The organism is Streptomyces sp. NPDC006643 (assembly GCF_042870175.1).
Taxonomy (GTDB): domain Bacteria; phylum Actinomycetota; class Actinomycetes; order Streptomycetales; family Streptomycetaceae; genus Streptomyces.
On record NZ_JBIAHA010000024.1, the window covers coordinates 108,584 to 130,464 of the forward strand.

General features: G+C 70.9%; 21 protein-coding genes. 12 read left to right on the forward strand and 9 right to left on the reverse strand.

Features of this window, described 5'->3' with window-relative positions; genetic code table 11:
* Positions 1 to 43 precede the first annotated feature (43 nt).
* Entirely contained in the window at positions 44 to 1,285 is a 1,242-nt protein-coding gene (locus ACFYNU_RS29580) for an amidohydrolase (protein WP_356591788.1), read from the forward strand.
* 130 nt (positions 1,286 to 1,415) lie between these two features.
* Here ACFYNU_RS29580 and ACFYNU_RS29585 read toward each other — a convergent pair whose 3' ends face one another.
* Positions 1,416 to 1,685, reverse strand: coding sequence for a hypothetical protein (locus tag ACFYNU_RS29585; protein ID WP_356591697.1), 270 nt, complete (start codon positions 1,683 to 1,685; stop codon positions 1,416 to 1,418).
* Positions 1,686 to 2,127: 442 nt separating this feature from the next.
* Here ACFYNU_RS29585 and ACFYNU_RS29590 point away from each other — a divergent pair, with 442 nt between their 5' ends.
* The 8 genes from ACFYNU_RS29590 (at position 2,128) to ACFYNU_RS29625 (ending at position 10,201) form a co-directional block, all read left to right on the forward strand.
* Positions 2,128 to 2,448, forward strand: a complete 321-nt coding sequence (locus ACFYNU_RS29590) for a hypothetical protein (protein ID WP_356591699.1) — start codon at positions 2,128 to 2,130, stop codon at positions 2,446 to 2,448.
* A 268-nt stretch (positions 2,449 to 2,716) separates the two neighbouring features.
* On the forward strand, positions 2,717 to 3,757 hold the full coding sequence (locus tag ACFYNU_RS29595; protein ID WP_356591701.1) for a BMP family ABC transporter substrate-binding protein: 1,041 nt from the start codon (positions 2,717 to 2,719) through the stop codon (positions 3,755 to 3,757).
* Between the two features lie 239 nt (positions 3,758 to 3,996).
* Entirely contained in the window at positions 3,997 to 5,514 is a 1,518-nt protein-coding gene (locus ACFYNU_RS29600; RefSeq protein WP_356591703.1) for an ABC transporter ATP-binding protein, read from the forward strand.
* Positions 5,511 to 6,623, forward strand: a complete 1,113-nt coding sequence (locus ACFYNU_RS29605) for an ABC transporter permease (protein ID WP_356591705.1) — start codon at positions 5,511 to 5,513, stop codon at positions 6,621 to 6,623. The genes ACFYNU_RS29600 and ACFYNU_RS29605 overlap by 4 nt, the downstream gene beginning before the upstream one ends.
* Positions 6,620 to 7,909 carry an ABC transporter permease gene (locus ACFYNU_RS29610; RefSeq protein WP_356591707.1) on the forward strand — a complete coding sequence of 430 codons (1,290 nt, stop codon included), beginning with the start codon at positions 6,620 to 6,622 and terminating at the stop codon, positions 7,907 to 7,909. Before ACFYNU_RS29605 ends, ACFYNU_RS29610 begins: the two co-directional genes overlap by 4 nt.
* Entirely contained in the window at positions 7,906 to 8,313 is a 408-nt protein-coding gene (locus ACFYNU_RS29615; RefSeq protein WP_356591709.1) for a cytidine deaminase, read from the forward strand. Before ACFYNU_RS29610 ends, ACFYNU_RS29615 begins: the two co-directional genes overlap by 4 nt.
* Positions 8,314 to 8,381: 68 nt before the next feature.
* The gene (locus ACFYNU_RS29620) at positions 8,382 to 9,659 is read left to right on the forward strand and encodes a thymidine phosphorylase (RefSeq protein ID WP_356591711.1); all 1,278 of its coding nucleotides are present in this window, start codon (positions 8,382 to 8,384) and stop codon (positions 9,657 to 9,659) included.
* 170 nt (positions 9,660 to 9,829) lie between these two features.
* Positions 9,830 to 10,201 carry an STAS domain-containing protein gene (locus ACFYNU_RS29625; protein ID WP_356591713.1) on the forward strand — a complete coding sequence of 124 codons (372 nt, stop codon included), beginning with the start codon at positions 9,830 to 9,832 and terminating at the stop codon, positions 10,199 to 10,201.
* On the opposite strand, the gene ACFYNU_RS29630 is transcribed toward ACFYNU_RS29625, so the two are convergent.
* The 3 genes from ACFYNU_RS29630 to ACFYNU_RS29640 all read right to left on the reverse strand — a co-directional run bounded on the left by ACFYNU_RS29630 (position 10,188) and on the right by ACFYNU_RS29640 (position 14,894).
* On the reverse strand, positions 10,188 to 12,359 hold the full coding sequence (locus tag ACFYNU_RS29630) for a SpoIIE family protein phosphatase (RefSeq protein ID WP_356591715.1): 2,172 nt from the start codon (positions 12,357 to 12,359) through the stop codon (positions 10,188 to 10,190). The genes ACFYNU_RS29625 and ACFYNU_RS29630 overlap by 14 nt on opposite strands.
* A 103-nt stretch (positions 12,360 to 12,462) precedes the next feature.
* On the reverse strand, positions 12,463 to 13,461 hold the full coding sequence (locus ACFYNU_RS29635) for a sigma-70 family RNA polymerase sigma factor (RefSeq protein WP_356591717.1): 999 nt from the start codon (positions 13,459 to 13,461) through the stop codon (positions 12,463 to 12,465).
* A gap of 140 nt (positions 13,462 to 13,601) precedes the next feature.
* The gene (locus ACFYNU_RS29640; protein ID WP_356591719.1) at positions 13,602 to 14,894 is read right to left on the reverse strand and encodes an MFS transporter; all 1,293 of its coding nucleotides are present in this window, start codon (positions 14,892 to 14,894) and stop codon (positions 13,602 to 13,604) included.
* Between the two features lie 62 nt (positions 14,895 to 14,956).
* Here ACFYNU_RS29640 and ACFYNU_RS29645 point away from each other — a divergent pair, with 62 nt between their 5' ends.
* Entirely contained in the window at positions 14,957 to 15,994 is a 1,038-nt protein-coding gene (locus ACFYNU_RS29645; protein WP_356591721.1) for a LysR family transcriptional regulator, read from the forward strand.
* 15 nt (positions 15,995 to 16,009) lie between these two features.
* Here ACFYNU_RS29645 and ACFYNU_RS29650 read toward each other — a convergent pair whose 3' ends face one another.
* Positions 16,010 to 16,690: an alpha/beta hydrolase gene (locus ACFYNU_RS29650; protein ID WP_356591723.1), complete on the reverse strand. Its 681-nt coding sequence runs from the start codon at positions 16,688 to 16,690 to the stop codon at positions 16,010 to 16,012.
* A gap of 241 nt (positions 16,691 to 16,931) precedes the next feature.
* On the opposite strand from ACFYNU_RS29650, the gene ACFYNU_RS29655 reads away from it, so the two are divergent.
* Both ACFYNU_RS29655 and ACFYNU_RS29660 read left to right on the forward strand, forming a co-directional pair.
* Complete coding sequence (locus ACFYNU_RS29655) at positions 16,932 to 18,077, forward strand: adenosine deaminase (RefSeq protein WP_356591725.1); 1,146 nt, start codon at positions 16,932 to 16,934, stop codon at positions 18,075 to 18,077.
* A gap of 139 nt (positions 18,078 to 18,216) precedes the next feature.
* Positions 18,217 to 18,546 carry an ATP-binding protein gene (locus ACFYNU_RS29660; protein ID WP_356591727.1) on the forward strand — a complete coding sequence of 110 codons (330 nt, stop codon included), beginning with the start codon at positions 18,217 to 18,219 and terminating at the stop codon, positions 18,544 to 18,546.
* Positions 18,547 to 18,637: 91 nt separating this feature from the next.
* Here the strand turns inward: ACFYNU_RS29660 and ACFYNU_RS29665 are convergent, their stop codons facing one another.
* The 4 genes from ACFYNU_RS29665 to ACFYNU_RS29680 form a co-directional block, all read right to left on the reverse strand.
* Positions 18,638 to 18,841: a PspC domain-containing protein gene (locus ACFYNU_RS29665; protein WP_356591729.1), complete on the reverse strand. Its 204-nt coding sequence runs from the start codon at positions 18,839 to 18,841 to the stop codon at positions 18,638 to 18,640.
* Between the two features lie 90 nt (positions 18,842 to 18,931).
* Positions 18,932 to 19,477, reverse strand: a complete 546-nt coding sequence (locus ACFYNU_RS29670) for a VanZ family protein (RefSeq protein ID WP_388767683.1) — start codon at positions 19,475 to 19,477, stop codon at positions 18,932 to 18,934.
* Positions 19,478 to 19,667: 190 nt separating this feature from the next.
* Positions 19,668 to 20,297, reverse strand: coding sequence for a hypothetical protein (locus tag ACFYNU_RS29675; protein ID WP_356591733.1), 630 nt, complete (start codon positions 20,295 to 20,297; stop codon positions 19,668 to 19,670).
* Positions 20,294 to 21,877, reverse strand: a complete 1,584-nt coding sequence (locus tag ACFYNU_RS29680; RefSeq protein ID WP_388767685.1) for an ATP-binding protein — start codon at positions 21,875 to 21,877, stop codon at positions 20,294 to 20,296. The genes ACFYNU_RS29675 and ACFYNU_RS29680 overlap by 4 nt, the downstream gene beginning before the upstream one ends.
* Positions 21,878 to 21,881 lie beyond the last annotated feature (4 nt).

A 21,881-nucleotide genomic window follows, 5' to 3' on the forward strand; every position in this document is an offset into this window, starting at 1 on the left:
TTGCCCCCTCAGGGGGCCTACGATTCAACAGGTGAACCAGTTGATGTCCCGCGAGTCAGAAGCCGACCTCTCCGGTGAGCCCAGCGCCTCCGCGCTGCCCGGTACGCTGCCCGAAACGCTGCGTGCCGAGCTGATCGCCTTCCGTAGAGACATGCACATGCACCCGGAGCTCGGCAATCAGGAGTTCCGCACCACCGCCGCGCTCAAGCACCGCCTGGAGGCGGCCGGGCTCGCGCCGCGGGCGCTCAAGACCGGTACCGGACTCGTCTGTGACATCGGCGTACCCGAGGGGGTCGCGCCCGCCCGGCCCATGCTCGCCCTGCGCGCGGACCTCGACGCCCTGCCCATCCCGGACACCAAGACCGGGGTCCCGTACCGCTCCACCGTGCCCGACCGCGCGCACGCCTGCGGGCACGACGTGCACACCACCGCCGTCCTCGGCGCCGGGCTGGTCCTCGCCGAGCTGGACCGTGAGGGGCTGCTGCCGCAGCCGGTGCGGCTGATCTTCCAGCCCGCCGAGGAGGTGCTGCCCGGCGGCGCGCTCGACGCGATCGAGTCCGGCGTCCTGGCCGGTGTCGGCCGGATCATCGCCGTGCACTGCGACCCGCGCGTGGACGTCGGCACCATCGGGCTGCGCACCGGCCCGATCACCTCCGCCTGCGACCGGCTGGAGGTCTCCCTGGACGGTCCCGGCGGCCACACCGCACGCCCGCATCTGACCACCGACCTGGTCACCGCCGTCGCGAAGGTCGCCAGCGAGGTGCCCGCGCTGCTGGCCCGCCGTGTCGACGCCCGGTCCGGGCTCGCGCTCACCTGGGGCCGTATCGCCGCCGGCCACGCCTGCAACGTCATCCCGCAGCACGCCGAACTGTCCGGCACCGTCCGCTGCCTGGATCTGAAGGCCTGGCGCGAGGCGCCGGACCTGGTGCACGCCGCGATCGACGAGATCTCCGCGCTCTACCACGCCAAGTCGCAGATCAACTATGTGCGCGGGGTGCCGCCGGTCGTCAACGACCTGCTGATGGCGGAGCTGCTGCGCGACGCCCAGATCGCGCGCCGCGGCCCGCAGTCGATCGAGGACACCGAGCAGAGCCTGGGCGGCGAGGACTTCTCCTGGTATCTGGAGCAGGTCCCCGGCGCGATGGCGCGGCTCGGCGTACGGACCCCGGGCGACACCTCCCGACACGATCTGCACCGGGGCGATTTCGACGCGGACGAACGGGCGATCCAGGTCGGTGTGGAGCTCTTCACCGCGGCGGCGCTGATCGACGGCGACCGTTCGTAACCAGTCGTGACCTGTCGTAATCAGTTGTAATCAGTCGTACGACGGTGGGAGCCGCGCCCCGCTCCCGGCCCTCCGCCTCCCACGCGAATGCCGCCCGGACCGTGTCCGGGCGGCATTCGCGTTCCGCGGGCTAGATCCGCCAGACTTCGGAACCCACCTGGTAGACACCCACGTTGGGGTTGTCCGAGCACTTCTTGCTGGACGTCTGGGCGTTCTTCTTCATCGGGCCGAACATCGTGGTCTTCGTGCCACGGGAGTCGATACAGATGACCTTCACCCTGAAGCGGTCGAGCACGGTCATGCCGGTGCACTTGGCATAACCGGTGTACGGCGCGCTGTTCGACACCCACGTGTTGCAGTCGGCGGCTGCCGCGGCCGGCGTGGCCCCGGGGCCAATCATCAATAGTGACCCCGCCAGGGCGAGCCCCATTGTGCTCGCTATTCCTGTTCTCTTGTTCATGCTGCTATCCCCTCGTTCGGCCGGGAAAATACACCACAGGTCAATTGGTGTGACCCGTTCTCGTTAATTCCCGGCCCTTGGCAGTCGCACATTCCTACCAGTCGACTACTTTGCGGGTCAAGGTCGCCACGCCGCTCCGACGTGCCACGACGGGGCGGGTGTTGGGCGCGGAGAGCGTCTCGCGGTGCCTTGCCGAAAAGGTGTTGACCCACCGACAGTGACGCTGCTACTAATTTTGGACCTGCCCAGCCGGCTGTGCCGGGGATCTATTTTCCTTGCGCATAGTGTTGGTAATGTGTTAGCAATGTGCAGGCTGCTCGGTGAGATGGGAATTGCCGAGCCCAATTCCGTGGGATCTGAGAAATGAACGGGGATTAGTAGAATGAGGCTCAAAATCGCAGGTCTGCTCGGTCTCGTCCTGGCGGCCGGTTCCCTGACGATGGGATCGACGACCGCTGTGGCCGACCCCATCGCGAGCTGCAACACCTGGAAGTCCAACAGCGCCCCGTGGAGCGGTTCCGCGAACTGCACGGGGCTGGGGATCTCCGACACGTTCCGGGTGAAGGTCACCTGTATCGACTCCCGCGGCACCAAGACCGTTCTCTACGGCCCGTGGAAGCGGAACCACCAGACGTCCACGAAGAAGTGCTCGGACAACCCCAACGTCGGTGTGTACAAGGCCGGCTACGAGCTCGGTCAGTAGTCGCCCGGTCGCCCTGTGCGACAGCGGCCGGAGGCGTACGCGTTTCGCGAAGCCTCCGGCCGCTCAGGCGTGTACGGGCCCGGCCGCGGGTGGCTGATTCATTGGTCCGGGGCCCTGGCGGAAGTGCTCCCCGGTGTGGCAGGTTGCCCTCGCGCGACGATCAGGTAACGACTCATGAACGGGCCATTAACTGACATCTACGCGCGTTACGATCGCCGCGAAACCAGCGCCGGAAGAGGCGCCTTAGGTCGCTTTGAAGGAGCCTCCCTTGCGCCGCGTACAGAAATTCGCCGCCGTGAGCGCCGCCACCGTGGCGCTCGCCCTCACCGCCACCGCGTGTGGCGAGTCGTCCACCGAGAGCTCCGGCTCCGACAAGGACGAGCTCAAGATCGGCATGGCTTACGACGTCGGTGGCCGGGGTGACAACTCCTTCAACGACTCCGCCGCCCGCGGACTCGACAAGGCCAAGGCCGACCTGGGCGCCACCACCAAGGAACTGACGGCCAAGAACGGCGAGACCCCCGCCGACCGCGAGACGCGTCTGGCCTCGCTCGCCGAGGGCGGCTTCAACCCCGTCATCGGTGTGGGCTTCGCCTACAAGGACGCGATCGACAAGGTCGCGGCCAAGTTCCCCGACACCAACTTCGGCCTCATCGACTCCGTCTCGGAGGCGAAGAACGTCGACAGCATCGTCTTCACCGAGGAGCAGGGTTCGTACCTCGCCGGTGTCGCCGCGGCGCTGAAGTCGAAGGACGGCAAGATCGGCTTCATCGGCGGTGTCGACCTCCCGCTGATCAAGAAGTTCGCCGCCGGTTTCCAGCAGGGCGTCAAGGACACCAAGCCGGCCGCCTCCGTACAGATCCAGTACCTGTCCTCCGGCTCCGACCTCTCCGGCTTCGGCAGCCCGGACAAGGGCAAGGCGGCGGCCAAGGGCATGCTCGACAAGGGCATCGACGTCATCTTCGCGGCGGCCGGTGGCTCCGGCGCCGGCGCGATCGAGGCCGTCTCCGCCCAGCCCGGCGCGTGGGCCATCGGCGTCGACTCCGACCAGGCGCTCGACCCGGCCCTGGCGAAGTACAAGGCGTCGATCCTGACCTCCGTCGTCAAGAACGTCGACACCGGTGTCTACGACCTGGCCAAGTCCGTCGCCGACGGCAAGCCGCTGACCGGCACCCACGCCTACTCGCTCGCCGAGGACGGTGTCAGCCTGACCACCACGGGCGACCACCTCAAGGACGTGCAGGCGAAGATCGACGAGGCGAAGAAGAAGATCGTGGACGGCTCGATCAAGGTCAAGTCCACGCTGTAAGGCCGACGGCCTTCGTCTGGAACGTGCCCTGATCCAACCGATATCCGCGGGCCCGGTGAGCGGTTTCCTCCGCCCACCGGGCCCCGGTCCGCATCAGCCTCGGGGCAGTCCGATCCCAAGTCGACACTACGCGCGTAGCGTTCAACTGCGCACGGTAGTTTCGATGGCCATCACTGCCCCTGCTCTTCCGCTCCTGTCCTGGAGAGTGCGCCATCAAAGCGTCCAGCAGCCCCCATGCCGTGGAGCTTCACGGCATCACGAAGCGATTCCCCGGCGTGGTCGCCAACCACGACATCGACGTCTCCGTACGCTCAGGCACCGTCCACGCCCTCGTCGGTGAGAACGGCGCCGGCAAGTCCACCCTGATGAAGATCCTCTACGGGATGCAGAAGCCCGACGAGGGCACCATCGCGGTCAACGGCGAACCGGCCACCTTCAACAACCCCGGCGACGCCATCGCGCGCGGAATCGGCATGGTGCACCAGCACTTCATGCTCGCCGACTACCTGACCGTCCTGGAGAACGTCGTCCTCGGCTCCGAGAAGCTGTACGGCATCGGCGACCGGGCGCGCACCAGGATCAAGGAGATCTCCGACGCCTACGGCCTGGGTGTCCGTCCCGACGCCCACGTCGAAGACCTCGGTGTCGCCGACCGCCAGCGCGTGGAGATCCTCAAGGTCCTCTACCGCGGCGCCCGGATCCTGATCCTCGACGAGCCCACCGCCGTCCTCGTACCGCAGGAGGTCGACGCCCTCTTCGACAACCTGCGCGAGCTGAAGGCCGAAGGCCTCACCGTCATCTTCATCTCCCACAAGCTGGGCGAGGTGCTGTCGGTCGCCGACGAGATCACCGTGATCCGCCGGGGCACGACCGTCGGTTCGGTCCTGCCGGCCGACACCACCCCCAAGCAGCTCGCCGAACTCATGGTGGGCAGCGAACTGCCGTCCCCGCAGACCCGCGAGTCGACCGTCACCGACGTCCCCATGCTCACGGTGAAGGATCTGCGGCTGACCGCGACCGACCCCGACGGTGTCGTACGCGCCGTACTGGACGGCATCAGCTTCACCATCCACAAGGGCGAGGTGCTGGGCATCGCGGGAGTGGAGGGCAACGGCCAGTCGGAGCTGGTCGAGGCGATCATGGGCATGCGCGACCTCGACACCGGCACGCTCACCCTGGACACCGCCGACATCTCCCACGAGTCGACGCGCAAGCGGCGCGAGGGCGGCATGGGCGTCATCCCCGAGGACCGCCACCGCCACGGACTGCTGCTGGAAGCCCCGTTGTGGGAGAACCGTATGCTCGGCCATGTCACCGAGCGGCCCAACAGCAACGGCACGTTCCTCACGCTGAAGGCCGCGCGCGCCGACACCGAGCGGATCGTGCGCGAGTACGACGTCCGTACGCCCGGCATCGAGGTGACCGCCGCGTCCCTGTCCGGCGGCAACCAGCAGAAGCTGATCGTCGGCCGCGAGATGAGCCATCTGCCCCGGCTGCTGATCGCCGCGCACCCCACGCGCGGCGTGGACGTCGGCGCCCAGGCGCAGATCTGGGACCAGATTCACGAGGCGCGCCGCGAAGGGCTCGCCGTACTGCTGATCTCCGCCGACCTGGACGAACTGATCGGCCTCTCCGACACGCTGCGCGTCATGTACCGCGGCCGTCTGGTCGCCGAGGCCGACCCTGGCACGATCACCCCGGAAGAGCTGGGCACGGCCATGACAGGCGCCGGGACCGGCCAGGGAGAGGACCGATGAAGAAGTTCGACAAGGAGCGGGTACTCCTCGGGCTCGCGGCCCCGCTGCTCGCCATCGTGGCCGCCTTCCTGGTCACCGCGCTGGTGCTGGCCGCGACCGGGAAGCAGCCGTTCGACGCCTTCAGCATCATGTTCGACTACGGGTCGAAGTCGGACAGCCAGGTCTACATCCTCAACAAGGGGACCACGTACTACCTCGCCGGTCTCGCCGTCGCCATCGGCTTCCGGATGAACCTGTTCAACATCGGCGTCGACGGCCAGTACCGGCTCGCCGCCTTCTTCGCCGCGGCCCTCGGCGGCGCGCTGACCCTCCCCGGCTTCCTCCAGATCCCGCTCATCATGATCGCCGCGATGCTGGTCGGCGCCATGTGGGCCGGGATCGCCGGTGTGCTCAAGGTGACCCGGGGCGTCAGCGAGGTCGTCTCGACGATCATGCTGAACTCGATCGCGACCGCGATCATCGGCTACCTCCTCCAGGAGGGCCGCCTCGGTCATCTCGACTCCGCCGGTACGAAGATCTCCACCAAACCGCTCCCGGAGTCCTCGCGGTTCTTCGAGTTCCCCACCCAGCCCACCCCGGTCTGGGGCTTCATCGTCATCGCGGTCGTCGCGGGCGTCGCGTACTGGTTCGTCCTCGCCCGTACCCGCTTCGGCTTCGACCTGCGTACGGTCGGCCAGTCCGGCTCGGCGGCCGAGGCCGGCGGTGTCAACGTCCGGCGCATGGTCGTCACCTCGATGCTCGTCTCCGGCGGGATGGCCGGTCTCATCGGCATGCCGACCCTGCTCAACGACAGCTTCGAGTACAGCGGTGACTTCCCCGTCGGCATCGGCTTCACGGGCATCGCCATCGCGCTGCTCGGCCGCAACCACCCCATCGGGATCGCGCTCGGCGCCGTCCTGTGGGCCTTCCTGGAACGCGGCGGAGGCCAGCTCGAATTCGAGGGCTACGACAAGGAGATCGTCGGCGTGATCCAAGGCGTCATCGTCCTGTGTGTCGTCATCGCCTACGAACTGGTCCGCCGCTACGGCCTCAAGCGCCAGCAGCGCCAGGTCGGCGAGAAGCTCGCCGCCCAAGCCCGTCACTCCGACCAGCAGGAGGTGTCGGCGTGAGCGCCACGGCGACTTCCACTCCGCCGCCCGCCGCCCCCAGGGTGAGCGGCGGCAAGGGCGGGCGCACCCGTCTCTCGTTCCCCGTCGTGCTGCTGATCATCGCGGGCGCGCTGGTGGCGCTGTCGGCGGTACGGATCATCACCGGCGCGCAGGACATCACCGCGGCGGGCCAGATCAGCGCCGCGCTGTCCATGGCCGTCCCGATCGGACTGGCCGGTCTCGGCGGTCTGTGGGCCGAGCGGGCCGGTGTGGTCAACATCGGCCTCGAAGGCATGATGATCCTGGGCACGTTCTTCGGCGCCTGGGCCGGCTGGCAGACCGATCCCTGGCTCGGCGTCCTCGCCGGCGTCGTGGGCGGCATGCTCGGCGGACTGCTGCACGCGGTCGCCACGGTCACCTTCGGTGTCGACCACATCATCTCCGGTATCGCGATCAACATCCTGGCGCTCGGGTTCACCACCTACCTCGCCAAGCTCTGGTTCAACACCGGCGAGGCCGCCCAGCGCGGCGGCAGCCCCAAGCAGTCACCACCGGCCGAGGACATCGGGTCGTTCTCCGTACCAGGGCTCTCCGACTGGCTGCTGTCCGTCGAGAAACACCACTGGTTCTTCGTCTCGGACCTGGCAGGCGTGCTCGGCGGACTGGTCTCCAACATCTCGCTGCTGACCATCGTGGCCGTGGCGCTGTTCGCCCTGACCTTCTGGGTCCTGTGGAAGACGTCCTTCGGACTGCGGCTGCGCTCCTGCGGCGAGAACCCGATCGCCGCCGAGTCGCTGGGCGTCAACGTCTACCGCTACAAGTACATCGCCGTCGTCGTCTCCGGCGGTCTGGCGGGACTCGGCGGCGCGTTCCTGTCGCTCGTCACCTCGCACATCTACAACGAGGGTCAGACCGGCGGCCGTGGCTACATCGGTCTCGCCGCGATGATCTTCGGCAACTGGCGGCCCGGCGGACTCGCCATGGGCGCGGGCCTGTTCGGCTTCGCCGACGCGCTCCAGCTGCGCAACGGCGGACAGTCCGTGCACGCGCTGCTGCTGCTCCTGGTGGTCCTGCTGGCCGGTCTGGCGCTGTGGAAGTTCTACCGCAAGAGCTATGTGCCGGCGGTCGTCAGCGCGGTCATCGCCGTCGGCGTACTGGCCTGGTACCTCGCCACGGACACCGTCCCGACCGAGTTCGTGAGCGCCACCCCGTACGTCGTCACGCTCCTCGTGCTCTCCCTGTCCGCGCAGCGGCTGCGGATGCCCAAGGCGGACGGCATGCGCTACCGAAAGGGCCAAGGCAAGTGACCTCTTCTGCCAGTGACGGCGGCATCGACTGGGGAGCCCTGCGTACGGCGGCCCGGGACGCCATGTCCCGTGCGTACGCGCCGTATTCGGGCTACCCGGTCGGCGCCGCCGCCCTGGCGGACGACGGCCGCACCGTCACCGGCTGCAACGTCGAGAACGCCTCGTACGGCCTCGGCCTGTGCGCCGAGTGCGGTCTCGTCTCCGCGCTGCACGCCACGGGCGGCGGCCGGCTCACGCACTTCACCTGTGTGGACGGCGCGGGCGCGCTCCTCGTGCCGTGCGGCCGGTGCCGTCAGCTGCTGTACGAATTCGGCGGCCCCGGGCTGTTGTTGGACACCCCGGCGGGGGTTCTCCCGCTCTCCGAGATGCTGCCCCAGGCCTTCGGCCCGCAGCACCTCTCGTAGCGCGCAGCCGTAGCCCTGCACGTAGCCGTAGCACGTAACACCCACCCGCACCCGCTGTAAGGAACACCATGGACGTCATCTCCGTCATCCGCACCAAGCGGGACCGCGGTGAGCTGAGCCCCGAGCAGATCGACTGGGTCATCGACGCCTACACGCGCGGCGACGTCGCCGACGAGCAGATGTCGGCCCTCGCCATGGCGATCCTGCTCAACGGCATGAACCGCACGGAGATCGCCCGCTGGACCGCCGCCATGATCGCCTCCGGCGAGCGCATGGACTTCTCCTCGCTCTCCCGCCCCACCGCCGACAAGCACTCCACCGGCGGCGTCGGCGACAAGATCACGCTGCCGCTCGCCCCGCTGGTGGCGGCGTGCGGCGCGGCGGTACCGCAGCTCAGCGGGCGCGGCCTCGGCCACACCGGCGGCACGCTCGACAAGTTGGAGTCCATCCCCGGCTGGCGCGCCCGGATCTCCAACGCCGAGATGCTGGACGTGCTGGAGTCCACCGGCGCCGTGATCTGCGCCGCCGGTGACGGACTGGCCCCGGCCGACAAGAAGCTGTACGCGCTCCGCGATGTCACCGGCACCGTCGAGGCGATCCCGCTCATCGCCTCCTCGATCATGTCCAAGAAGATCGCCGAGGGCACCGGCTCACTCGTCCTGGACGTCAAGGTCGGCTCCGGCGCCTTCATGAAGACCGTCGAGGACGCGCGCGAACTGGCCGCGACGATGGTCGGTCTCGGCACCGACCACGGCGTACGCACCGTGGCGCTGCTCACCGACATGGCCACCCCGCTCGGTCTGACCGCGGGCAACGCCCTGGAGGTACGGGAGTCGGTCGAGGTCCTGGCGGGCGGCGGCCCGGCCGACGTGGTCGAACTGACGCTGGCCCTGGCCCGCGAGATGCTGGCCGCGGCGGGCCTGCCGGACGCCGACCCGGCCAAGGCGCTGGCCGACGGCTCGGCCATGGACGTCTGGCGCCGGATGATCGCCGCCCAGGGCGGTGACCCGGACGCGGCGCTCCCCGTGGCGCGCGAGCGCCAGGTGGTCACCGCGCCGGCCTCGGGCGTGCTGACCCGGCTCGACGCGTACGACATCGGCGTCGCAGCCTGGCGTCTGGGCGCGGGCCGCGCCCGCAAGGAGGACGTGGTGCAGGAGGGCGCCGGCGTCGAACTGCACGCCAAGCCGGGCGACGTCGTGACGGCGGGTCAGCCGCTGCTCACGCTGCACACCGACACCCCGGACAAGTTCGACTACGCGCTCGAATCGCTGACGGGGTCGTACGACATCGCCCCGGCCGGCACCGCGTTCACGGCGGCCCCGATCGTGCTGGACCGCATCGGCTGACGGACCGTCCACGGTGTTCTCGATCGCCGGCCGGGTGTCGAGTGGGCCGCCCAACAGGGGCCGCCCCGCGGGCAGTTCACGTCCGCCCGGCGACGAGGACGAACCGGACGCGACGGACCGTGTGCGGGGGGCCGCGATGAGTTCCGGCGCGCGCGCCGGTCTCATTGGATGTGGAAGCCACCAAGACGATCCTCCTCGCCCTGCGCGGACCGATCACCGCGGCCGATGTCCCGCACCTCTGCGACCAGCTGGCCGCACGGCTGAAGGACAGCGACGCCACCGACGCGGTCTGTGACGTCGGCGCGCTCGGCCGGCCGACCGTGGCCACCGTGAACGCCCTGGCCAGACTGCAACTCGTCGCCCGCAGGCGCGGGTGCCGGATGCGGCTGCGGGGCGCGGGGCCCGACCTGCTTCTGCTGCTGGACCTCGTCGGTCTCACCGACATCGTCAGGCACGACGAGGCCCGAGGCGGCTCGGTCGAAACGGGCCCCGACCCTCCGGGCCCGCCCGCGGCGGGCGGCGCCCGCGTCAGTCGGGGGTGAGGCTCTGCTCGGCCCAGATCGTCTTGCCGGTGTACGTCTGGCGGGTCCCCCAGCCCCGTGTGAGCTGGGCGACCAGGAGCAGTCCTCGGCCGCCTTCGTCGGAGCTGCGGGCCCTGCGCAGGTGCGGGGCGGTGCTGCTGCCGTCGGAGACCTCGATGATGAGGTTCTTGTCGCGGATCAGCCGGAGGCGGATGGGGGCGTCGCCGTAACGGATCGCGTTGGTGACCAGTTCGCTGACCACCAGTTCGGTGATGTACGCGGCCTCGTCCAAGCCCCAGACGTCCAGCTGCCGGCAGGCCTCCTTACGGGTCCTGGCGACGGCGCTGGCCTCGCGCGGCACGTCCCAGGTGGCGACATGGGCCGTGTCCAGCGCGCGGGTACGGGCCATCAGCAGGGCCACGTCGTCGGCCGGCCGCTCCGGGAGCAGCGCCCGGAGCACCGCGTCGCATCTGTCCTCCAGGGACGTGACCGGCCCGGCCAGTACCCCGCGCAGCGTGTCGAGAGCCTCGTTGGAGTCGCGGTCACGGGCTTCGACAAGACCGTTGGTGTAGAGCGTGAGGACGCTTCCCTCGGGCAGCTCCAGCTCGGTGACCTCGAAGGGCAGGCCGCCGAGCCCCAGGGGCGGGCCCGCGGGTACGTCGAGGAATTCCACCGCGCCGTCCGGGGTCGTGAGCGCGGGCACCGGATGCCCGGCGCGGGCCAGGGTGCAGCGCCGGGAGACGGGGTCGTAGACGGCGTACAGGCAGGTGGCGCCGATGTCGCCGGACGGATCCTTCGTGCCGGCGACCTCGGCGGCCAGGTGGATGACGAGATCGTCCAGATGGGTGAGCAACTCGTCGGGCGGGAGGTCGACGTCCGCCAGGGTGCGGACGGCCGTACGCAGCCGTCCCATGGCGGCCGACGCCTGGATGCCGTGGCCGACCACGTCGCCGACGACCAGGGCGACGCGGGCGCCGGAGAGCGGGATCACGTCGAACCAGTCACCGCCGACGCCGGCCCGCGCGCTGGCCGGCAGATAGCGGGAGGCGATCTCGACGGCGGCCTGCTGGGGCAGTCGTCCCGGCAGGAGGCTGCTCTGGAGGGTGAGGGAGGTGCGGCGCTCACGGCTGAAGCGGCGGGCGTTGTCGATGCACACCGCGGCCCTGGCGGTGATCTCTTCGGCCAGGAGCAGATCGTCCCCCACGAAGGGCTCGGGGCGCCGGTGGCGGGAGAAGGTGGCCACGCCGAGGGTGATGCCGCGGGCGCGCATGGGGACGGCCAGCACCGAGTGGAAGTGAAACTCCCGGACCCGTGCGGCCCGGTCCGGGGCTTCCCGCTCCCAGGCGACCATCGACGCGGGGGTCACTTTGCGGATCAGCGGCCGGCCCGCGGCCAGGCACTCGGCCACGGGTGAGGCATCCGGGTAGGTGGCCACCGTGCCGTGCGGGACCACGGCCTCGGGAGTGCCCTCCAGGACGGACCGGGACGCGACCCGGCGCAGCCTGATGGGCTTGCCCGGCGGGCCGGCGGGGGGATCCTCGCCGCTCTCGATGGAGGGAAGCAGATCGACGGTGATGAAGTCGGCGAGCTGCGGGACGGCCACATCGGCCAGCTCCTGCGCGGTGCGGGCGAGGTCCAGGGTGCTGCCGATGCGTACGCTCGCCTCGTTGATCAGGGCGAGGCGCTCCCGGGCCCGGTACTCGACGGTCACGTCCTGCGCGGAGAGGAGCACGCCCCGTAGCGCCCCGCCGGTGTCCCGGACGGGGACCAGGGAGATCGTCCAGACGCTCTCGCGCCGGTGACCGGGCAGCCGCAGCGTCACTTGCAGCTGTTCCTCCTCGCCGGTCTCCAGCACCCGGCGCATACCCCGTTCCGCCCGCTCGCTCTGCGGGTCGACCAGGATCTCCGACACGCGCAGACCCCGCATCGCCTCCTCGGACCGGCCGATCACCTGCTCCATGCGGGCGGTCGCGAGGCGCAGCCGCAGCTCGGTGTCGTACAGCGCGGCCGTGGCGGGGGACTGGGCGTACGCCCACCGCACCAGCTCGTCGTCCTCCGAGGGCGGCGACGAGCGGATCCGGGCGGCGGCCTCCGAGGCCGTGTCCTCCCGTGTGCCCGCGGCGTGATCCTCGGGCCACGGCACTCGGTCGTCTTCCCCGACGGATTCAGGTCGCGTCATCGTTCCGTCCCCTCAGCTCAATGCTCCCACCATTGGCCGAGGTGGGGCCGGGAGCAACCGGCGGGGAGTCCGCGCGAGGAACCGCTCCTCCCCGGCCGGGGGCTCAGCCCGCCGCCTTCCCGTCCTTCCCCAGGCGGGCCGGGAGATCGAACAGCGGGAACCAGCGCTCCGTGTCCAGGAACGAGTTGATCCCCGTGATCCTGCCCTCCTGGATCTCGATGACCATGAGCGCCCACGGTGTGTACCCGTCGCCGTCCGGGCTCGGGTGGTAGTGCGCGAACGCGGGTGTGCCGTTGGCGACCGTCGGCACCAGCCGGGAACCACGACAGACCTCGCCGACACCGAGCATCCAGCCCACGATGTCGTCGTGCCCGCGCAGCCACAGGTCGTACGGGGGCATGGAGAGCGTCGCGTCCTCATGGAGGAGCGCGGTCAGCGCCTTCATGTCATAGCCCTCGAACGCGGCCACATACCGCTCCAGAAGCTCCTTCTGCTCCTCGTCGAGCGGGTCCGACGCGTCGGTCGAAGCCGGTTCCGACTCGGCGATCGTCGCGCGGGCCCGCTGGAGCGCGCTGTTGACCGACGCCACCGTCGTCTCCAGCAGCTCGGCGACCTCGCTCGCCTTCCACGCCAGCACCTCGCGCAGGATCAGCACGGCGCGCTGCTTCGGCGGCAGATGCTGGAGGGCCGCGACGAAGGCGAGCCGGATCGTCTCCCGCTCCACCGCCGTCTCCGCCGGGTCGACCACCGAGGGCAGCACCCGGCCGTCGGGGACCGGCTCCAGCCAGGTGACCTCCGGGCGGGAGTTCAGCTTCGCCTGGGACACCGGGGTCGCCTCCGTGAGATCCATCGGCCGGGCCCGTCGATTGCCCGCGTGCAGCATGTCGAGGCAGACGTTCGTCGCGATGCGGTAGAGCCACGAGCGCAGCGACGACCGGCCCTCGAACTTCTCGAAGCTCCGCCACGCCCGCACCATCGTGTCCTGCACGGCGTCCTCTGCCTCGAACGCGGAGCCCAGCATCCGGTAGCAGTAGCCGGTCAGCTCCGTCCGGTGCTTCTCCAGCCGCGCGTCAAGATCATCTGTTGTTGCCAGATCACTCATCGGGTCACCCCAGTCGCCCCCTATGGAACCAGTCCCTCGGAAGCTACCGCAGCCCACTGACAATCGGTGCGGTCCGGGAAGAACTGCCTGGTCGGGGCCCTGGTGCGCAGCCCCGTTCGCGGGGGCCGGGGGGAGCGCGGCTAGCGGCCGGCCGCCGCGAGGGCCCTGCGTTCGGTGCGGGCCGCGTGCGTTCCGTACAGCGTCACGGACACCACACCGAGCACCGCGAGCAGTCCGAGCGCCACCGTGGCGCCCCAGCCGCCCGCGTGGAAGGCCACGGCGCCCAGCGTGCCGCCGGCGCTGCTGCCCACGTAGTACGCGCTCTGGTAGAGCGCCGACGCCTGCGCGCGGCCCGTCTTCGCCGTCCGGCTCACCGCCGACGAGGCGACCGCGTGGCCCGCGAAGAAGCCCGCCGTGATCAGGACCAGGCCGAGCAGCACGGCGCCGAGCGAGTCCGTCAGCGACAGCAGCAGTCCCGCCGCCGTCGTCCCGACCGCCAGGTACAGCGCGCCGCGCCGTCCCAGCCGGGCCACCAGCTTCCCGGCCGCGGCCGAGGAGACCGTACCGACGAGATACACCAGGAAGATCGAGCCGATCACACCCTGCGGCAGGTTGAAGGGCTCCGCCACGAGCCGGAAGCCGATCGCCGTGTAGACCGCGCCGAACACGGTCATGAAGAGCGCGCCGATCGCGTACAGCCTGCGCAGCAGCGGATCGGCCAGATGACCGCCGACCGTCTTCGCCAGCGCGCGCGGATTCAGCGTCCCCGGGCGGAAGTTGCGCGCCTTGGGAAGCAGTACGCGGAAGACCACCGCGCACACCAGGGCGATCAGCCCGACCGCCGCGAGCGCGGCCCGCCAGCCCCAGAGCTGGCTGATCCAGCCGGCCACGACGCGCCCGCTCATGCCGCCGATGCTGTTGCCCGCGACGAACAGTCCGATCGCGCCCACCAGTGCCTTGGGCTGTACCTCCTCCGCGAGATACGCCATCGCGGAGGCGGGCAGCCCGGCCAGCGCCGCGCCCTGGACCGCGCGCAGCGCGATCAGCCACTCCAGGTTCGGCGCGAGGGGCACGAGCAGCCCGACGACCACCGCGACCGTCAGGGAGAGCGTCATCAGCGTGCGCCTGCCGAAGCGCTCGGACAGCGCGCTGAGCGGCAGGACGAACAGCGCCAGCGCGCCCGTGGCGGCCGACACCGTCCAACTGGCCGCGCCCGCCGAGACACCCAGGTCGGCGGTGATGGCGGGCAGCAGCGCCTGCGTGGAGTAGAGCAGGGCGAAGGCCGCGACCCCGGCGGCGAAGAGGGCGAAGCTCATCCGGCGGTAGCCGGGGCGGCCCGGGGTGAGGGATTCGGTGGAGGTGGGCGGAGGTACTACGGACGCGGAGGCGAGGGCACCCGTTGCGGCGGGCGCCTCTGTACTGAGGTCGGGCATAGGTCGAACGTACGGACCCCGATCTCATGCGTCCAATGCATGGAATCGCCATAATCGTTCCCATGGCGCATCAACGCAGGCCCAGGCCCCGGCTGTCATCGAGCAGTTACGCACAAGACACCACCTCGTCGAACGCGGCTCCCGCCGCGCCCTCGCCGGCGCCCTCGTCCGCGCCACCCGCCGCCGGTCTCGACCCCGAGTCCTGGTCCGCGCTGCTGGCGCCCCGCCTCGCCCAGTTCGCCGGCGTCGCGCGCCACGAACACGTCACCCGCGCCGCGCACGAGATGAACGTCCCGCAGTCCACGCTCTCGCGCGCGATGGTCCGCCTCGAACAGGACCTGGGCGTCGCCCTGTTCGCCCGCAAGGGCCGTACCGTCTCGCTCACCCCCGCCGGCCGCGCCTTCCTCGCCTCCGTGGAAGGCGCGCTCGCCGAGGTCGAGCGGGCGGCCGAAGCCGTACGCGCCGACGCCGACCCCGCCTCGGGCAAGGTCGCCTTCGGCTTTCTGCACACGATGGGCTCCGAGACCGTCCCCGAACTGATCCGCGCCTTCCGCGCCGACCATCCCCGCGTCCGCTTCCAACTCGTGCAGAACTACGGCGAGGCGATGCTGGAGCGCCTGCGCGCGGGCGAGCTGGACCTCTGCCTCACCTCACCGGTCCCCGAGGCCCCCGACCTGGTCGCCCGGCGGCTGGACGAACAGCGGCTGCGCCTCGTCGTCCCCGACGACCACCGGCTGGCCGGCCGCCGGCGTGTCCGCCTCGCCGAGGCGGCCGACGAGACGTTCGTGACCCTCGAACCGGGTTACGGGCTGCGCCGGATCACCGACGACCTCTGTACGGAGGCCGGGTTCCGGCCCCGCGTCGCCTTCGAGGGCGAGGAGGCCGAGACCCTGCGCGGTCTGGTCGCGGCGGGCCTCGGCGTCGCGCTGCTGCCGCCCCCGGCGGTGGCCCGCCCCGGCGTCGTGGAGCTGAACGTCACCGCGCCCCGCGCCGTACGCGAGGTCGGTGTCGCCTGGCTCGACGGCCACCCCGACACCCCGCCGGTGGCGGCCTTCAAGCGCTTCCTGCTCTCCCGCCGGGGCCATCTGCTCCCCGACTGAGGGCAGTTGGCGTGGCTACGGCCGCAGGGAGCGCCCGAAGCCCGCCGCCAGTGGCATCCGCAGACCCAGCGGCGGCGGCGCGGCCAGCGCGTCCGCGACGGGCCGCGAGTACGTACGCGAGAGCAGCGCCCCCAGCACGAAGTCCGCCGCCAGCGCCAGGACTTCACTGTGGTGCTGGCGCAGCGCGTGCCCGTCGGAGTGCACCTCGAACCGGCAGGTGTGCCGGTTGGCCTTCCTGGCGCGCTCCGCCAGCCGGAGGGACAGCTCGGGGTCGCTGCGCTCGTCGTTGGTGCCGTGCACGATCAGCACCTCCCGGCCCGCCAGTTGGGTCACCGGCTCGGGCTCGCCGCCCGCCGAACCGTCCGGCAGCCAGGGCGCCATCGCCAGCACCGAGCTGACGGCCGGGTGCCCGGCGGCCCGCAGCGCGGCCCGCCCGCCCATGCCGTGCCCGGCCAGACAGACCGGCACGTCGCCGTAGCGCCGTACGACCTCCTCCGTCGCCCACGCGGCGTCGGCCGAGAGCTGCGCGTCGGCGCCGTTCCAGCCGCGCGAGCGGTAGCGCACCATGTGCACCAGCAGCCCCTCGGACGCGCCCGCGCGGGCCAGCGTCCGTGCCAGCGGCAGCATCGACGCGTAGGCGACGGTGGACGGCCCACGTGCGGATATGGGTTCGCCCGGCGGCAGCACGAGAACCACCCCGCCCACCTCCGACGGCGAGGCCGGGGCGGAGACCGCCCGCCCCAACCGTGCCTGTGACTCCGCACGACGTCCACGCACGCCCATGCCACGCCCCGGCGTGCGCCCGCCGGGCCCCGGAACTGCCCGCTGTCCCATAGCAGAACAGTCTCAGAAGGTGAGGTGTACGCCACCCGTACGCACGGTCACTGTTACGTATCGGCGAGAGGTGATCTACGCGCGTAGGCGTTAGGGTGAACAGATGACGAGCCAGACCTACCGAGCGCCTACCGCCGACCAGATCCGCCGTGCCCCCAAGGTGCTCCTCCACGATCACCTCGACGGGGGCCTGCGCCCCGGCACGATCGTCGAACTCGCCCGCGAGAGCGGCTACGACGGCCTTCCCGAGACCGAGCCGGACAAGCTCGGCCTCTGGTTCCGGGAAGCGGCCGACTCGGGCTCGCTGGAGCGGTATCTGGAGACCTTCGCGCACACCTGCGCCGTCATGCAGACCCGCGACGCGCTCTTCCGGGTCGCCGCCGAGTGCGCCGAGGACCTCGCGGCGGACGGTGTCGTCTACGCCGAGGTGCGGTACGCCCCCGAGCAGCACCTGGAGGGCGGCCTCAGCCTCGAAGAGGTCGTGGAGGCCGTCAACGAGGGCTTCAAGGAGGGCGAGCGCCGTGCCCGCCGGGCGGGCCGCCGTATCCGCGTCGGCGCCCTGCTGACCGCGATGCGGCACGCGGCCCGCGCCCTGGAGATCGCCGAACTGGCCAACCGCTACCGGGACTCGGGCGTCGTCGGCTTCGACATCGCCGGCGCGGAGGCGGGCTTCCCGCCCACCCGCCACCTCGACGCGTTCGAGTTCCTGAAGCGCGAGAACAACCACTTCACCATCCACGCGGGCGAGGCGTTCGGCCTCCCGTCGATCTGGCAGGCCCTCCAGTGGTGCGGCGCCGACCGGCTCGGCCACGGCGTGCGCATCATCGACGACATCGAGGTCGCCGAGGACGGCTCGGTGACCCTCGGCCGGCTCGCCTCCTACGTACGCGACAAGCGCATCCCGCTGGAGCTGTGCCCCAGCTCCAACCTCCAGACCGGCGCCGCCGCCTCGATCGCCGAACACCCCATCGGGCTGCTGCGCAAACTGCACTTCCGGGCGACGGTGAACACGGACAACCGGCTGATGAGCGGCACGAGCATGAGCCGTGAATTCGAGCTGCTGACCGAGGCGTTCGCCTACACGCTCGACGACATGCAGTGGTTCTCGGTCAATGCGATGAAATCAGCATTCATTCCTTTCGACGAACGCCTGGCCATGATCAACGACGTGATCAAGCCCGGATACGCCGAGTTGAAATCCGAATGGCTGTTCACGCAGACCGCCACGACCAGCGATTCTCTGGGCTGAGCGGATCGATCACCCTTCTGAGGAAGCGGGCCGGGACACGAAGTCCGGTCCGCTTCGAGGTGTTTGCGGGCGGTACGCGACGATGGCTAACTTGCAGGGCCGCTCATATCCCCCCATTCCCCAAGGGACGTAACTCCTCATGAAGCAGTCCGCTGCCAAGACTCTCGGCGTCGCCGCCCTCGGTGCCGCCTTCGCCGCCACCGCCGCCGGTAACGCGTCCGCCGCCGCGCCCGCCGCCCCCGACGCCGGTGCCGCCCTCGACAGCGTCACCAAGAACCTGCCGACGGAGTCCCTCACCAGCGGCCTTCCCGACGGCACCGCCGAGGGCCTGACCGCCGCCCGCAGCGCGCTCGGCGCCGGCGTCGGTACGGTCACCCGGACCGTCCCCTCGGCCCTCTCGACCGTCACCGCCGCCAGCCCCCTCGCGGGCCTGCTGGGCGGCCTCCCGATCGGCGCGCTGGGCAAGTAAGCACGGCGGAACGCACGACAGCCGTACGCGTAAGGGCGGGGCCTCACCCGGCGATTCGGGTGAGGCCCCGCCCTTCGTCCGTACGAGCGCCTTACCAGGCGGTCCGCGTCGCGCTCTTCTGGCTGGGCAGGAACGCCCAGAGCGCCAGGTAGAGCAGGAACTGCGGGCCGGGCAGCAGACACGAGGCCAGGAAGATCACTCGCATCGTGTTCGCGGAGGTGCCGAAGCGCCGTGCCAGCGCCGCGCACACTCCACCGATCATGCGACCCTCACGGGGACGGGCAATCGCGGACATGGTGGGCTCCTTCGTGAGTTCTCGCGGGAGCCTCCTCGTGTGCTCCCGATGACTCAATGGTGGCCCCGGGGCACCGGACAAAGCGTCGCTCTACGGGGCGATGCCGACCCTGGTAATCGTCGGGGGCGGCCCCTGAGGAGACTCCGCCCGACGGTCATCCCCACGTACGACCCCGGCATCGCGCGGACACGGTGCGGGCGCCGGCGCACGCCCGCGGGTGCGCATCCGCCGCAGCCTCGCCCGGCCCGCCGGGACGACCAGCACGTGCGCGAGACCGACCCCGACGGTGTTGAGCAGCAGCGAGTCCACGTCGACGACCTGCCCCGGGATCCCGGTCTGGAGCAGTTCGATCCCCAGCGAGAGGAAAGCGCCGGCGGCCAGCGTGCGCGCCAGCGACGCCAGCGGCGAGACGTCGAGTCTGCCGCCCGCCATGGGGAGGAGAACCCCGAGAGGCGCCAGCAGCAGCAGCCCCTCGCCGATCCGCCGGACCGCCTGGAGCGGCCCGAGGGCGAGATCGGCCTTGATGCCCGCCAGCGGCTCGAAGTTCGCCGCGGTCATCCACACCACGTCCAGCGGGCGCAACGTCAGCCACGCGACGAGCAGCAAGTGCACGAGGAGGAGGGTGACCCCCGCCACGCGGAAGCGGAAAGCGGCACTGCCGCCCGAACCTTGACGCTGCACGAACCCCAAGACGCGGCCATCGCGGGAAACGGTTCCGGGTAGTTCCAAATGGACGGCCACGTGAGACGGGGGTCACCCCCCGCGGGCCCGCCCGGCCCCGTACGCCGGACACCCCCGGCGCACCCGGCCCAGCGACGCCGCCTCCTCAGGAAGCGGACGGCAGCGGACCCGTCGTCGGCACGGCCGACTCGGGGCTGCGCTTGGTGTCGTCGTCGCACCGGTACCCCCGCGCGCCGTACGCCCCCGGCCCGCCGAGCACCACCGAACCGTCCGTCGCCGCGCCCTCGGTCAGCGTGCACACGATCTGCGCCAGCGCGGCCGTCGGCAGATCCTCCGGCTGACGGCTCAGCCGCAGCGTCCCCGGGGGATCGCCCGCGCGCGCCTCGGAGACCGTCAGCGGCCCGCGTACGTACGTCGTGAAGCCCGCCTCCCGCTCCGTGGCCGACGGCTGCTTCAGCAACTCGTCCAGCAGCGCCCGCACCACCTGCACGCGGTCACCGAGCGCCTTCTCGGGCGGAATGGCCGCCGTGCGCTCCACCGGCACCAGCTCGGACCCGCACACCAGATGGATCCGGATCACCGTGCCGTCCGGCTGCGCCTGGGTGGTCAGATTCCCCTCGGACACCTCGCACGGCACCCGGGAGGGCGCGGCGCCCGCGTTCACCGGCACCGTCGTCCTGATCCCGCAGCCGCTCACGGCGCCCGCCAGCGCGAGCGCGCCCACGAGTACGGCGAGCGACCGGCCGGCCGGTGTCCTCGAACTGGCTGACCTCACTGTGCCTCGCCTCCCCGCGCCTGCCGGTGCCCGTGTGCGTCGCCGTCGTCGTCGGAGTCCTCCGAGACCTCGTGCGGCAGCCGCAGCACGAACACCGCGCCGCCGCCCGGGATGTTGGCCGCGGTGATGTCGCCCCCGTGGATGTGCGCGTTCTCCATCGCGATGGACAGACCGAGACCGCTGCCCTCCGACCGGGGCCGTGACGCGCTCGCCTTGTAGAAGCGGTCGAAGACGTGCGGCAGTACGGCCTCCGGAATGCCCGGCCCGTTGTCCCGTACCTCGATGACCAGCTCCCCGCCGACCGAGCGCACCGAGACCCGCACCGGGGAACCGCCGTGCTTGAGCGCGTTGCCGATCAGATTCGCCAGGATCACGTCGAGCCGGCGCGGATCGAGGCGGGCCATCATGCCGCGCTCCGCGTCCAGCTCCACCGCGTCCAGCCAGGCCCGCGCGTCGATGCACGCGGTGACCTGGTCCGCGACGTCGACGTCGTCCAGGACGAGCCGCGCGGTGCCCGCGTCGAAGCGGGTCACCTCCATCAAGTTCTCCACCAGGTCGTTCAGCCTGCGGGTCTCGCTCACGACCAGCGTCACGGCGGGCGCGATCATCGGGTCGAGGGTGTCCGCCTCGTCCTCCAGCACCTCGGTCACGGCCGTCAGCGCGGTCAGCGGGGTGCGCAGCTCGTGCGACATGTCGGCGACGAAGCGGCGGCTCGACTCCTCCCGCGCGCTCATGTCGTCGATCTTCTTCTGCAAGGAGGCGGCGGCGTTGTTGAACGTCCGTGACAGCTCGGCCAGTTCGTCCGTCCCCGACACCCGCAGCCGGGTGTCGAGCTTGCCCTCGCCGAGCTGCCGCGCGGCGTGTCCGAGCCGCTGCACCGGCTTCAGCACCGTCGTGGCGGCGGCCTGCGCGAGCAGCGCGGATCCCACCAGCGCCAGGCTCGTCGCGATGGCCAGCGACCACGCCAGCGCGTTGAGGTCCTCCCGCTCCTGTTCGAGCGAGAGGAAGAAGTAACCCGTCGGCCCGCCGCCGACGATCCGGGTGCCGCCGACCAGATAAGGCGTCTGGCCGCGCTGCGTACGCTGCCAGAAGACGTGGTACGGCGCGGAGTTGCCCGACGTGATCTCCTGCTGTTCGTTCACGGCCGTCCGCAACGAGCGCGGTACGTCGTCGAGCGTGAACGCGTCCTGGTCGGAGACCCCGACCACCGGCTTGTCCTCCGCGCGCTCACCTATCAGCACCACGCTGAACCCGGCGCTGCTGTTGGCCATCCGCTGCGCCGTGAACTCCAGCTCGCCCTGGGTCGGCAGCAGCGGCAGTTGCGCGGCCTTGTCCCGCATCTCCTGCTTGAACTCCTTGAGCGCGGCGCTCTGCGTGCGGTTCAGCACCGACTCACGGTTCAGCCAGTACGCGATGCCCGACGCCGAGACGGCGGCGGTCAGCGCGACGGCCCCGAAGACGACCACCAGTCGCAGCCGCAGACTCGTCCAGCGCAGTCCGGCGAGGATGGCCCTCTTCCGCGAGCGCCGCCCGGCCGTGCCGTCCGCCGTCTCCCGGTCGGCGCCGCCGGCGCCGTCTATCTCC